At 69.5% G+C, this 12,748-nt stretch carries 10 protein-coding genes; 6 read left to right on the forward strand and 4 right to left on the reverse strand.

Annotation, left to right across the window (positions count from 1 at the left end):
• Positions 1-124 precede the first annotated feature (124 nt).
• Positions 125-445, forward strand: coding sequence for a 2Fe-2S iron-sulfur cluster-binding protein (locus OU996_RS12810; RefSeq protein WP_267582004.1), 321 nt, complete (start codon positions 125-127; stop codon positions 443-445).
• Here the strand turns inward: OU996_RS12810 and OU996_RS12815 are convergent.
• From OU996_RS12815 to OU996_RS12825, 3 genes are read right to left on the reverse strand one after another with little or no spacing between them, the layout of a single operon-like run.
• Positions 436-1,473, reverse strand: a complete 1,038-nt coding sequence (locus OU996_RS12815) for a YcjF family protein (RefSeq protein ID WP_267582005.1) — start codon at positions 1,471-1,473, stop codon at positions 436-438. The genes OU996_RS12810 and OU996_RS12815 overlap by 10 nt on opposite strands.
• A 2-nt stretch (positions 1,474-1,475) precedes the next feature.
• A complete protein-coding gene (locus OU996_RS12820; RefSeq protein WP_267582006.1) occupies positions 1,476-2,939 on the reverse strand; it encodes a YcjX family protein in 1,464 nt (487 codons plus the stop codon).
• Positions 2,940-2,963: 24 nt separating this feature from the next.
• Positions 2,964-3,476, reverse strand: coding sequence for a SixA phosphatase family protein (locus OU996_RS12825; RefSeq protein WP_267582007.1), 513 nt, complete (start codon positions 3,474-3,476; stop codon positions 2,964-2,966).
• 284 nt (positions 3,477-3,760) lie between these two features.
• On the opposite strand from OU996_RS12825, the gene OU996_RS12830 reads away from it, so the two are divergent.
• Together OU996_RS12830 and dksA are read left to right on the forward strand one after the other, a co-directional pair.
• Entirely contained in the window at positions 3,761-4,636 is an 876-nt protein-coding gene (locus OU996_RS12830; RefSeq protein ID WP_267582008.1) for a MipA/OmpV family protein, read from the forward strand.
• A 267-nt stretch (positions 4,637-4,903) separates the two neighbouring features.
• Complete coding sequence (dksA, locus tag OU996_RS12835) at positions 4,904-5,320, forward strand: RNA polymerase-binding protein DksA (RefSeq protein WP_267582009.1); 417 nt, start codon at positions 4,904-4,906, stop codon at positions 5,318-5,320.
• An 84-nt stretch (positions 5,321-5,404) separates the two neighbouring features.
• Here dksA and OU996_RS12840 read toward each other — a convergent pair whose 3' ends face one another.
• The gene (locus OU996_RS12840; RefSeq protein WP_267582010.1) at positions 5,405-6,502 is read right to left on the reverse strand and encodes a flagellar biosynthetic protein FliO; all 1,098 of its coding nucleotides are present in this window, start codon (positions 6,500-6,502) and stop codon (positions 5,405-5,407) included.
• Positions 6,503-6,804: 302 nt separating this feature from the next.
• Between OU996_RS12840 and cckA the strand changes: the two genes are divergently transcribed.
• From cckA to OU996_RS12855, 3 genes are all read left to right on the forward strand, one after another.
• Positions 6,805-9,318, forward strand: a complete 2,514-nt coding sequence (gene cckA, locus OU996_RS12845) for a cell cycle histidine kinase CckA (protein ID WP_267582011.1) — start codon at positions 6,805-6,807, stop codon at positions 9,316-9,318.
• Between the two features lie 33 nt (positions 9,319-9,351).
• Positions 9,352-10,995 carry a glucose-6-phosphate isomerase gene (gene pgi, locus OU996_RS12850; protein ID WP_267582012.1) on the forward strand — a complete coding sequence of 548 codons (1,644 nt, stop codon included), beginning with the start codon at positions 9,352-9,354 and terminating at the stop codon, positions 10,993-10,995.
• Positions 10,996-11,117: 122 nt separating this feature from the next.
• The gene (locus OU996_RS12855) at positions 11,118-12,746 is read left to right on the forward strand and encodes an alpha-D-glucose phosphate-specific phosphoglucomutase (RefSeq protein ID WP_267582013.1); all 1,629 of its coding nucleotides are present in this window, start codon (positions 11,118-11,120) and stop codon (positions 12,744-12,746) included.
• Positions 12,747-12,748: the final 2 nt, after the last annotated feature.

Consider the following 12,748-nt stretch of genomic DNA (forward strand, 5'->3'; position numbering starts at 1 on the left):
TTGGCCCGAATCTGGGGCGCGAAGGGTCGCGGGGTAGGGGCGTCCGGCTCTGGCAATCGGCGGCCATGGGAGCTAGATAGGGCGTCTTCCTTTTAATTCTTCAAGAGCGTCGAAGCCCATCGCCATGGCCAAGATCACCTTCATCGACTCCGCGGGAACCGAACGCACCGTGGAGGCACAATCCGGCTCAACTGTGATGGAGGCGGCGATCCGCAACGGCGTCCCCGGCATTGATGCCGAGTGCGGCGGCGCCTGTGCCTGCGCGACCTGCCACGTCTATGTCGACGAGGCCTGGGCGGGGAAGACCGGCGAGCCAGGCCCGATGGAAGAGGACATGTTGGACTTCGCCTCCGACGTGAAGCCGACCTCGCGCCTCTCCTGCCAGATCAAGATCTCCGACGCGCTGGACGGGCTCGTCGTGCGCACGCCCGAACATCAGGGCTGATCGCCGGCCTTGTCGGGCTTGGCCTCGCGGGTGATGAGCCCGGATGCGACATCCCTTAGCGCCGGCGCGGGCAGCGCCGCGAAGGGCAAAGGCCGCGTCACCTCGATGGCGGCGAGGCCGAGCCGCGCGGTGAGCAGCCCGTTCACCACCCCCTCGCCGAGCCGGGCGGACAGCTTGGCGGCAAGGCCGTGGCCGACCACCTGCTGGATCAGCGAATCCCCCGCCGCCATGCCGCCGGTGACGGCGAGATGGGCTATGACCTGCCGGAACAGCCGGATCATCCCCAGCGTGCCGGGCCGCCCGCCATAAAGCAGGGCGAGGCGGCGCACGAGGCCGATGGCGGTAACCAGCACGAAGATCAAATCGACCGCCGCGCGCGGCGACACTGCCGTTACGACGGAGACGCGCTTGGCGGCGGCGGAGACGAGGCGCGTCGCCTCCGCGTCCAGCGGGCCCATCAGATGGCGTTCGGTGAGGCGCACAAGGTCCGCCCCGTCGATGATCGCGCCGAGATGCGAGGTGAGTTCGGTGCGCGCCCGGTAGAGCCGGGGCGAGGTGCGGGTGACGGCGAGCAATTCCTGCGTCACCGTCTCGGCGACGCGCCGGTCGTCCTTCGCCAGCGCTTCGGCGGCGCGCTCGCGCAGATCGTTCAGCGTCTTCAGCCGCATCAGCCCGAAGATCTCGCGGGCGAGGATGGCGAGCGCGCCCACGGCGAGGGCGGCGGCGAAGGCGAGGCCGACATAGCCGAGCCAGTCCGCGCGGGCGAACAGATCCTCGATCAGCTTGGAGACGGCGAGGCCGACGCCGAGGCTGACGAGGCCGCCAAGGCCCGACCAGAACAGCGTCGCCCAGCGCGAGGCCTTGGGCGGGGGCACGGGCAGCGGCACATCCTCGGCCGGCTCCAGCGCCGCCGGGGTCGGCGTCACCACGATGGAGCCGCGCGGGGCGGGGCGGCCCTCCTCGGCGAAGACGACATCGGGATCGTCGAGCCGGAAGGCCTGCGGGCGGCGGGGGGAACGGTCGGTCATGGTCATTTCAGCCGGTCGCCGAGCAGGAATTCGAGGGCACGGTCGAGGCGTATATGGGGCATGGGCAGCGCCTCGCCATCGCCATTGCGCGTCACCAGCGGCGGGCGGAAGCGCAGAAAGCGGAAATCCCCGCCCTGCGCATCGGCCAGCCCCTTGAAGCCGAGGGTGGGGTCGAACAGAACGGAGGGGTTCTCCGGCAGGTCGCCGGGGAAGACGGCGGCCTCGGCCAGCCCGTCAAACTCGTCCGCCCCATGCTGGCCGGCTTCGGGCACGCCGACAATGGCCGGCAGATGCGCCCGGCCGCGCTTCACCATCGCCTCGCGGGTGGCGCGGACGGCGGCGAGCGCCACCACGTCGATCTCCGCCCCGGCGCTCGACGCCCGCCCCAGCGCGCGCTCGACGAGGCGGCGCAGGATGGCCTCCAGCGGGTCATGGCTGGTGTGGTGGAGATGGTCGGCCTTGGTGGCGGCGAACAGCACCTTGCCGATGCGATGGCGGAACAGCGCCGAGAGCCAGGAATTCCGCCCGACCCGGAAAGCCGCGAGAATGCCGTCGAGCGCGGCCTCCAAATCCGCCAGCGCCGCCGGCCCGGCATTGAGCGCGCTCAAGACGTCGATCAGCACGATCTGCCGGTCGAGCCGGGCGAAATGGTCGCGGAAGAAGGGGCGGACCACATTGTCCTTATAGGCCTCATAGCGCCGGCGCATCATGGCGTGCAGCGAGCCGGGCTTCGCCTCCTGACCGGGCGAGAGGTCGAGCGGGGCGAAGGTCAGCGCCGGCGAGCCTTCGAGATCGCCGGGCATGAGGAAGCGGCCGGGCGGCAGCAGGCTCATGGACACGGTCTCCGCCCGGCAGGCGGCGAGATAGTCGGTGAACAGCGCGGCGAGTTCGCGCGCATGGGCCTCGTCGGCCGGCGCGTCCGGGTCGAGGCTGTCCAGCCGGCCAAGGAACAGGCCGGCGAGATGCCGGCGCGCCGGGGCGCGGGCAAGGTTCAGGCTGTTGGCGGCGAAGGCCGAGAAGTCCTGATCGAGCAGCGGCAGGTCGAGCAGCCATTCGCCGGGGTAATCGACAATGTCGAGGGTGAGCGAGCGCCGCCCGCCGCGCGTCGGCGCGTAGTCGATGGCAAGGCGCAGCTCGCTGATACGCCGCGTCGAATCCGGCCAGCGCCGCTCATCCACCAGCGTGGCCAGATGCCCCTCATAATTGAAGCGCGGCACCGCGTCGTCCGGCTGCGGCTCCAGCCGGGCGCTCGCGATGCGGCCCTCATGCATGGCCTGGAACACCGGCAGCCGCCCGCCGCGCGCCAGCGCATGGATGAGCGCGGTGGTGAAGACGGTCTTGCCCGAGCGCGACAGACCGGTAATGCCGAGGCGCAGCGTCGGGTTTGCGAGATCCTCCGCCCGGTCCAGCAGGGTCAGGGCGGTGAGGCGGGCCTCGTCGATCAGCTCTTCATACCAGGAGGGCAAAGCGATTCCTTGTTCTCGGCTCTCTCAGTCTTTCGCCACGCCCAGCGCGCGCGGGGTGACGAATCGCTCCAGCGTGCCCTCGCCGGTGGCGATATGCGCCCAGTCGGCGCCGGGCACGTCGATCACGGCGAGCGCGCCGGTCGGGTATTTCGGCAGCACCTTCACCCGGTGGGCGCGGGTGAGCAGGCGGGCGGCCAGTTCCTCCGTGCCGGGATTGTGCCCGACCAGCATCAGCGGCGAGTGGCCCTCCTGCGCGCGGATGATCTCCAGCAGCCGGTCGGCCGAGGCCTCATAGATGCCGGCCTCGAAAACCGGCGGGGTGTGCGCGGGCCAGGTGCGGGTGGCGATGTCCCAGGTCTCCAGCGTGCGCCGCGCGGGGGAGACCAGCGCGCGGGCGGGAAAAAGGTTGTTCTCCGCCATATAGGCACCGATCGCCGCCGCGCCACGCTCGCCGCGCGGGGCAAGCGGGCGATCACGGTCGGCAACGCCCTCCGGCCAGGCGGATTTGGCGTGACGAAGCAGAAACAGGCGCGGCATCGCAATCCTCCGGCTGACGAGACAGCGGCTCGATACCTCACATATAGGGGCGGAATGACGGCATTGCCCGCGCCGACGCTGCGTCCGGGTGCCTCAACCCGTTGCGTTCACCGGGTGACCCGCGCCCGGCCGGACGCGGATGCCGTCTGGCAAGCTCCCGTTAAGGCTGTCGTGCAGGATTATGACGATGACGTCGTGGGCGGCACCTTACGTGACTTTTCGGCAACCACAGGCGGCCCTTCCTCGTATATGTATTGTGACGGTTCTTCAGCAGGGTGTGGTCAATGCGTTCGATCGTTGCGACGGGTCTCGTGGTTCTGGCGTCCTCGGTGGGGATCGCCACGATGGCGTCTGCCGCCGACATGTCCGTGGGCATGCCCGCGACCGCGTCGGCCACCGTGTCCGCGCCCGCGGCGGTGGATCGCGAATGGACCATCACGGTCGGCGGCTATGTGATGGCGCAGCCCGACTATATGGGCTCGGATGACTATGAGGCGGCTTTCCGCCCGATCATCAGCATCTCGCGCGCCGACAAGCTGAGCCGCTGGCGCAGCTTCAATGACAATGCGAGCATCGCGCTCTACGACACCGGCAAGGTCGAGGCCGGTATCACCGGCAAGATCGACTGGAAGCGTGACGCTGGCGATTCGGACGATCTGCGCGGTCTCGACGATGTCGATTACGCCTATGAGATCGGCGGCTACGCCCAGTGGTACCCGGTCGACTGGCTGCGCCTGCGCGCCGACCTGCGCTACGGCTTCGGCGGCTTCGAGGGCGCTGTGGCCGACTTCGCCATCGACGCGATCTACTTCACTGATTTCTGGGGCGGCATGGCGATCTCCGCCGGCCCGCGCATGACGCTGGCGAGCTCGGGCTATATCGACGCTTATTATGGCATCACGCCGGAAGAATCGGCGTCGGCCATCGCGCTGGGCAACAATCTGGGGACTTACGAGGCGGGCGGTGGCCTATACTCGGTCGGCTTCGGCGGCCAGATCCTCAAGCGCTTCACGCCGGCGATCCTCGGCTCGGTGTTCGCCGAGTACAAGTATCTCGCCGACGATGCCGCCGACAGCCCGCTGGTCGTTCAGAACGGCGACCGCAACCAGTTCCAGGCGGGCGTGTCGCTCTCCTACACCTTCTTCCTCGGCTTCGACTGAGACGGGATGAGCATTCCCGGTGCTGAACCAGCGCCCCGGCATCGCATGGTGCCGGGGCGTTTTGTTTTGCGTGGATAATCGGGGCTTTGCCGTTTGGCCCGGCGCTTGCCTCTTCGGACGCGGGTCGGCCGGCAACAGCGCGCAAGACGCTGAAAACGCCCGGATTTCATGTCGTATGCGTGACGACGAGAACTGTTGTACCGGGCGATCCGGCGGTCTATAAGCGGCGCCCGAAGGGGTGACCCCCGAACACGAGGACGAAGGCCGATGTCGGTGGAGATCGACCAGGAATATCGCCCCCGCGAGGACGAGCCTTTCATGAATGAGCGGCAGCGGGAGTATTTCCGCCAGAAGCTGCTCGCCTGGAAGGATGATATCCTGCGCGAGGCGCGTGAGACGCTTCAGCACCTTCAGGACGAAAACCAGAATCACCCGGACATTGCCGACCGGGCCTCTTCGGAAACCGACCGCGCCATCGAACTTCGGGCGCGTGATCGCCAGCGCAAGCTGATCGCCAAGATCGACTCGGCGCTGGAGCGGATCGACGACGGCTCCTACGGCTATTGCGAGGAGACGGGCGAGCCTATCTCGCTCAAGCGCCTCGAAGCCCGGCCGATCGCGACGCTCTCCATCGAGGCGCAGGAGCGCCATGAGCGCCGCGAGCGCGTCTACCGCGACGATTAGGGCGCGGCACGCAATACTGATCTGAAAAGGGCGGCCCGATCATCCGGGCCGCCCTTTTTGTTGGCAGAGAGGGAGGCGCCGCGCTCAGGGGCGCTTGCGCCCCAGCAGGTTCGCCATCTCGATCTCGAACGCATCATCCCCCGGCGCGGCCGCACGGTCCTGCGCGGTGGGAACGACGACGGGCGGTGCCTTTTCGGTGGGCACCTCGTCGCTCGCGGTGAGCGGCGGCAGGATCTCCGGCGCGGCGGCGGCCGTCGGCTCGTCCTTCACCGCAATGAGCGGCGCGACATCGAGGATCGGTGCCTCCGGGGCGGGCCGAGGGGCGGGCGTCGCGGCCGGCGTCGCGGTGACGGTCACGGTCGTCGCGGTCACGGTCGCGGTGCGCGCACCCTCGCCGGCGAGGGTGGGGCGGCGCAGCGTTTCCTCGAGCTGATCGACCATGCCGGCGAAGAACGGGTCGAGCTTCACCGCGACGCGCCCGCCTTCCGACTTTTCCGCCGGCTCAAGACGCGGCTCGGCCTTGGCCTCGGGCCGCACGGGCGGGCGCGGACGCGGCGTGTCCATCACGGGACGCGGCGGGGGCGGGGAGACCGGCTCCAGCTCCATGTCGAGGCGCGGCTCCGGGGCGGCGGGTTCGGCCGGCTTCACATTGGTGACGGGACGGCGTGGGGCGGCGGGGCGGATCAGCGGCTCGCGCGCCGCCACAGGCGCGGGGCGCTCCACGGCGCGTTCGACGGCGGGACGCTCGACCGGGCGGGGCTCGGGGCGGGTCTCCGGCTCCGGCGCCCGCGCCGCCACCGGCGCGGCGGCGGGTTCGGGCGCGGCGCGGTGCGGCTCGTCGAGGAAGACCGGGCGGTGATGCGGCTCGCCGTGATGGTGATGGGTGTGTCCGGTCGCCAGCGTCGGCTCGCCGGAGCGGATGCCGCTCTCGACGAGGAAATCGCTGCCGCCGCCGAGGATCACGAGGTGCTGCACCTCGTCGCGCTGGATCAGCACGAGCCGGCGGGTCTGGTCGATCGGCACCTGGTCGAGCACGGCGAGGCGGTGGCCGGCGGCGACGCCATGGGCGCCCCGGCGCTTGCCGCGCCGCCCGACGATGAGCGCCAGCACGGCCATGACGGCGAGGCCGCCAAAGGCCAGCCAGATGCCCAGCCCGCTCAGGGAATTCAGCGTGTCGCCCATCGGTTCGGCTCTCCTTAAAACGCCGGATGACCGCTCTCTGCCACGCCGGTTTGCGCTCTTTGTGTCGCGGAAGCCCGTGCTCGGCAAGGGGAGGGCCAGCGGGAGGGCCGCCGGGAGGGGCCTCAGGCCCGCCTTGCATGCCTCGCGCCCCGGCGGCGGGGGACGCGGCGCGGGCACCCGGCCTCCCCTGCGAAAACGGGCATAGGGGCGAATCGCCCTTGCCCCGCGTCGGCGGGTCAGGCACCAAGAAGACCTGATGAATCGCTCCCCGCCGCGTCGCGCGGGAGCCTTTTGGCTTGGACATGGCGGATAGCGGACCCGACGATCGCACTCTCGCCCGCCCCGAAATCGGCGGCAGCATCCGGCTGGTGCTGGTGGTCGCGCTGGCCCTTGTCGGCGCCGTCGTGTCGCTGCTTCTGCTCGGCCGGGAGCGGGCCGATCCCTGGATCATCGGGCTGCTGACCGTCCTCGCCGTGGTCGGCGTGTTCGCGCTGTTCGCCTATGCGGCGGGGCTGCTGCGCTTCGGCCTGCCGGACCCGCATGACGAGCTGGCCCGGCGCGTGGTCGATAGCGCTACTGAGGGCATCAGCGTGGTCGATGCGCTCGGCCGCGTGCTCTACGCCAATCCGCGCTATTGCGAGATCATCGGCGCGCCGAGCCCGGACGAGGCGCGCCCCGTCGAGCGGCTGTTCACCAGCGATCCCGACGCATCGGAGGCCGTGTACCGCCTCGCGCAGGGCGTGCGGGAGGGGCGCGCGGCGAGCGAGGAAGTGCGCGTCGCCACCCCCGGCCAGCCGGTGCGCTGGCTGCGGCTCGGCGCCCGCCCGGCGGCGGCGCGCCAGCGCGGCGGGCGCTTCGCGGTGTGGACGGTCAGCGACCTCACCCGCGAGCGCGAGCGGCAGGAAACCGCCTTCCTCGAACTCCAGCACGCCATCGACTATCTCGACCACGCCCCCGCCGGCTTCTTCTCGGCGGCGGGCGGGGCGATCCATTACATCAACGCCACGCTGGTCGACTGGCTGGGCTATGATCTCGCCGAATTCGGTCCGGGCGGGCTCTCCGTCGTCGATCTCGTGCCCGGCCCGGCGGCGGCGCTGCTGACCAATATCGCCCCGGTGCCCGGCGGGGTGCGCACCGAGGTGCTCGACCTCGACCTCAAGCGCAAGAACGGCCAGACCCTGCCGGTGCGCCTCTGGCACCGCGTGGCTTTTTCCTCCGACGGCACGCCCGGCGCCTCGCGCACGCTGGTCGTCAACCGCTCGCGCGAGGACAATGCCGGCGATCCCGCCCGCGCCGCCGAGGTGCGCTTCGCCCGCTTCTTCCACAATTCGCCCATCGCCATCGCGACGGTGGATCGCGAGGGCCGCATCGCCCGCGCCAATGCCATGTTCGCCCGGCTGTTCGGCGGGCGGGAGGCGGCGCGCGGGCGCCCGCTGGTCGAGGTGATTGGCGAAGGCTCGCGCGGTGCGTTTGCCGGCGTCATCGAGGCGGCAGTCAACGGCCATACCCCGCCGAGCCCGCTCGACATCGGCGCCGAGCGCGATGGCGGACGCTCGGTCCGCTTCTATGTCGCCCCGGTCGAGGACGAGGCGGCGGGCGGCGAGGCGGCGATTGTCTATGCGATCGACACGACCGAGCAGCGCACGCTGGAAGCGCAGTTCGCCCAGTCGCAGAAGATGCAGGCGGTCGGCCAGCTCGCCGGCGGCGTGGCGCACGACTTCAACAATGTGCTGACCGCCATCATCGGCTATTCGGACCTCCTGCTGGCCAATAGCCGGCCGACCGATCCGTCCTTCCAGGACGTGATGCAGATCAAGCAGAACGCCAACCGCGCCGCCGGTCTGGTGCGCCAGCTGCTGGCCTTCTCGCGCCGCCAGACGCTGCGCCCGCAGGTGCTCAAGCTCGGCGACGTGATGAGCGACCTCTCCATGCTGCTGCGCCGCCTGCTGGGCGAGATGGTCAAGCTGGAGGTAAAGGAGGGCCGCGACCTCTGGCCGGTGAAGGCGGACCTCAACCAGTTCGAGCAGGTCATCGTCAATCTCGCGGTGAATGCGCGCGACGCCATGCCTGAGGGCGGCACGCTGACCATCCGCACGGTGAATGTGCCGGCCGAGCAGGCGGAGTTCTACGCCGAGGCCGGCCTGCCGCGCGCCGACCATGTCCTGGTGGAGGTGACCGACACCGGCACCGGCATTCCCCCCGCCATCATCGACAAGATCTTCGAGCCGTTCTTCTCCACCAAGGAAGTGGGCAAGGGCACGGGCCTCGGCCTCTCCACCGTCTATGGCATCGTCAAGCAGACCGGCGGCACGCTGCAGGTGGAGAGCGCGGTCGGCCACGGCTCGGTGTTCCGCGTCTTCCTGCCGCGCCACATTCCCGAGGTGGTTGACTTGCCCGCCCGCGCCGAGGTGGAGGCGCCGGCCAAGCCGCAGGATCTCACCGGACGCGGCACGCTGCTGCTGGTCGAGGACGAGGAAGCGGTGCGCGCCTTCGCCGCCCGCGCGCTCGCCTCGCGCGGCTATCAGGTGCTGGAGGCCGGCTCCGGCGTCGAGGCGCTGGAAGTCATGGCCGAGCATGGCGGCGAGGTCGATCTCATCCTCTCCGACGTGGTGATGCCGGAGATGGACGGCCCGACCCTGCTCAAGGAGCTGCGCGGCACGCATCCCGACATAAAGGTGATATTCATGTCGGGCTATGCCGAGGAGGCCTTCGCCAAGAACCTGCCGGAGGGTGCGGATTTCGGCTTCCTGCCGAAACCCTTCACGCTCAAGCAGCTTATCGAGGCGGTCAAGAAGAGCATGGGGCGCAGCGACTAGGCTGCGTCCGCTTCACCAGTTCGGAGATACCGCATGAGCACCGCGACCGATCCCGTCTTCAAGGCCCTGTCCGCCGACCGCGCGGCGCGGGCGTCGCAGAAGGTCGCGGCGCTGTTCGCCCAGGATGGCGAGCGCTTCGCGCGCTTCTCGGCCACCTTCGAGGACGTGCTGCTCGACTTTTCCAAATGCTCGCTGTCGGCCGACACACTCGCTTTGCTGATCGACCTTGCCCGCGCGGCGGGCGTCGAGGAGAAGCGCGCGGCGATGTGCGCGGGCGTGCATATCAACCTCACCGAGGACCGCGCCGTGTTGCACACGGCGCTGCGCAACCGCAGCGCGACGCCGTTCCATGTGGACGGGCAGGATGTGCGCGGCGATGTCGCCAAGGTGCTGGCCGATATGGGCGCCTTCGCCGAGGGCATCCGTTCGGGCACGCTCACCGGCGCGACCGGCAAGGCGATCACCGACATCATCAATATCGGCATTGGCGGCTCGGATCTCGGGCCGGTAATGGCGACGCAGGCGCTGGCGCCCTATCACGACGGTCCGCGCGCGCATTACGTCTCCAATGTCGACGGCGCACATCTCTTCGACACTATCAAGCCGCTCGATCCGGCGACCACGCTGGTGATCGTCGCCTCCAAGACCTTCACCACGCAGGAGACGATGGCCAATGCCGCCAGCGCCCGGCGCTGGGTGGTCGAGGCGCTCGGCGAGGCGGCGGTGGGGCACCATTTCGCGGCGGTCTCCACCGCGCTCGACAAGGTGGCGGCCTTCGGCATCGCGCCCGACCGGGTGTTCGGCTTCTGGGATTGGGTCGGCGGGCGCTATTCGGTGTGGTCGGCGATCGGCCTGCCGGTGATGATCGCCATAGGCCCGGAGAATTTCGGCCGCTTCCTCGATGGCGGCCACGCCATGGACGAGCATTTCCGCACCGCGCCGCTGGCGCAGAACCTGCCGGTGCTGCTCGGCCTCGTCGGCATCTGGCACCGCGATGTGTGCGGCTATGCCACCCGCGCGGTCATTCCCTATGACCAGCACCTTGCCCGCCTGCCGGCCTATCTCCAGCAGCTTGACATGGAGAGCAACGGCAAGCGCGTGACGCTCGAGGGCACCGAGGTCGCCCATGACACCGGCCCGGTGGTGTGGGGCGAGCCGGGCACCAATGGCCAGCACGCCTTCTTCCAGCTCATCCATCAGGGCACCAGCCCGATCCCGGTCGAGTTCCTCATCGCCGCCAAGGGCCATGGCGAGGATGCGCTGCCCGGCCTGAAGCGCCAGCACGCCATGCTCATCGCCAATTGCCTCGCCCAGTCCGAGGCGCTGATGCGCGGGCGCACGCTGGAGGAGGCGAAGGCGCAGCTGCTGGCCGCCGGCCGCGACGAGGCGAGCGCGAGCAAGATCGCCCCGCATCGGGTGTTCCCCGGCAACCGGCCCTCCGTCACCATCGCCTATGAGCGGCTCGACCCCTACACGCTCGGGCGCCTCATCGCGCTCTATGAGCACCGCGTGTTCGTCGAAGGGGCGATCTGGAACATCAACAGCTTCGACCAGTGGGGCGTCGAGCTCGGCAAGGAACTCGCCAGCACGCTGCTGCCGGCGGTGGAGAGCGGGCAGGCCTCGCCCGACCTCTCGGCCTCCGCCGCCGGGCTGCTCGCCCATCTGACGGGCCGATAGTCTCAACCGTCATCCCGGGCGCCGGTCTGGCCGGCGATCCGGGATCGCTCGCCGCGCCATGCGCGATCCCGGATCGGCCTGCGGCCCTCCGGGATGACGACCAAGAGTTCAGAGGGGGAACCATGATCCGTACCGTCGCCACCACGCCCTTCGAGGGCCAGAAGCCCGGCACCTCCGGCCTGCGCAAGAAGGTCCAGGTGTTCCAGCAGCCGCATTATGTGGAGAATTTCGTTCAGGCGCTGTTCGACAGCCTGGCGGAATTCGAGGGCGAGACGCTGGTGATCGGCGGCGACGGGCGGTTCTATAACCGCGAGGCGATCCAGATCGTCATCAAGATGGCGGCGGCAGCCGGCTTCGGGCGGGTGCTGGTCGGCAAGGGCGGCATCCTCTCCACCCCCGCCGCTTCCTGCGTCATCCGCAAGCATGAGGCGTTCGGCGGCATCATCCTGTCCGCGAGCCACAATATGGGCGGCCCGCACGGCGATTTCGGCATCAAGTACAATATCGGCAATGGCGGCCCGGCCCCCGAGCCGGTGACCGACGCGATCTTCGAGCGCTCGAAGACCATCAGCGAATACCGCATCAGCGACGCGCCGGATGTCGATCTGGATGCGCTCGGCCTCACCCGCGTCGAGGACATGGTGGTCGATGTCGTCGACCCCGTGGAAGACTATGCCGAGCTCATGGGGACGCTGTTCGATTTCGACGCGATCCGCGACCTGTTCGCGTCCGGCTTCACCATGCGCTTCGACGCGATGAGCGCGGTGACCGGGCCCTATGCCACGGCGATCCTCGAGGAGACGCTGGGCGCCGCGCCGGGCACGGTGGTGCATGGCGAGCCGCTGCCGGATTTCGGCGGGCATCACCCCGACCCGAATCTCGTCCACGCCAAGGATCTCTATGATCTGCTGATGTCCGACCACGCGCCGGATCTCGGCGCGGCGTCCGATGGCGATGGCGACCGCAACATGATCATCGGCCGGGGGCTCTACCTCACCCCCTCCGATTCGCTCGCCCTCATCGCCGCCAACGCGCATCTGGCGCCCGGCTACAAGGACGGCATCAAGGGGATCGCCCGCTCCATGCCGACCAGCGGCGCGGCGGACCGGGTGGCGGCCAAGCTCGGCGTTACCTGCTACGAGACGCCCACGGGCTGGAAGTTCTTCGGCAACCTGCTCGATGCCGGCCTTGCCACCGTCTGCGGCGAGGAGAGCTTCGGCACCGGCTCCAACCATGTGCGCGAGAAGGACGGGCTGTGGGCCGTGCTGATGTGGCTCAACATCCTCGCCGTGCGCCGCCAGAGCCTTGCCGACATCGTCAGCGCGCACTGGGCGGAATATGGGCGCAACTTCTACACGCGGCACGATTATGAAGAGGTCGATGCGAGCGCCGCTGACGCGCTGGTCGGCGAGCTGCGCCGCCGTCTGGACGGACTGCCGGGCACGGTCATCAACGGCCTTACCGTCGAGAAGGCGGACGACTTCGCCTATCACGACCCGGTCGATGGCTCGGTGACGACCCGCCAGGGCGTGCGGATCTTCTTCACCGACGGCTCGCGCATCGTCTATCGCCTGTCCGGCACCGGCACGGCCGGGGCGACGCTGCGCGTCTATATCGAGCGCTTCGAGCCGGATGCCGGCCGGCACGGCATCGACACGCAGGAGGTGCTGGCGGACCTGATCGAGATCGCCCGTGCCCTGCCGGATATTCCCGACCGCACCGGCCGCACCGCGCCGAGCGTCATCACCTGACA

Source organism: Ancylobacter sp. SL191, assembly GCF_026625645.1.
GTDB lineage: Bacteria > Pseudomonadota > Alphaproteobacteria > Rhizobiales > Xanthobacteraceae > Ancylobacter.

Bases quoted from the DNA above. Each gene is read 5' to 3' on its own strand.
- OU996_RS12810 (WP_267582004.1), top strand. From the start codon at position 125: ATGGCCAAGATCACCTTCATCGACTCCGCGGGAACCGAACGCACCGTG.
- OU996_RS12815 (WP_267582005.1), bottom strand. From the start codon at position 1,473: ATGACCGACCGTTCCCCCCGCCGCCCGCAGGCCTTCCGGCTCGACGAT.
- OU996_RS12825 (WP_267582007.1), bottom strand. From the start codon at position 3,476: ATGCCGCGCCTGTTTCTGCTTCGTCACGCCAAATCCGCCTGGCCGGAG.
- OU996_RS12830 (WP_267582008.1), top strand. From the start codon at position 3,761: ATGCGTTCGATCGTTGCGACGGGTCTCGTGGTTCTGGCGTCCTCGGTG.
- dksA (WP_267582009.1), top strand. From the start codon at position 4,904: ATGTCGGTGGAGATCGACCAGGAATATCGCCCCCGCGAGGACGAGCCT.
- OU996_RS12840 (WP_267582010.1), bottom strand. From the start codon at position 6,502: ATGGGCGACACGCTGAATTCCCTGAGCGGGCTGGGCATCTGGCTGGCC.
- cckA (WP_267582011.1), top strand. From the start codon at position 6,805: ATGGCGGATAGCGGACCCGACGATCGCACTCTCGCCCGCCCCGAAATC.
- pgi (WP_267582012.1), top strand. From the start codon at position 9,352: ATGAGCACCGCGACCGATCCCGTCTTCAAGGCCCTGTCCGCCGACCGC.
- OU996_RS12855 (WP_267582013.1), top strand. From the start codon at position 11,118: ATGATCCGTACCGTCGCCACCACGCCCTTCGAGGGCCAGAAGCCCGGC.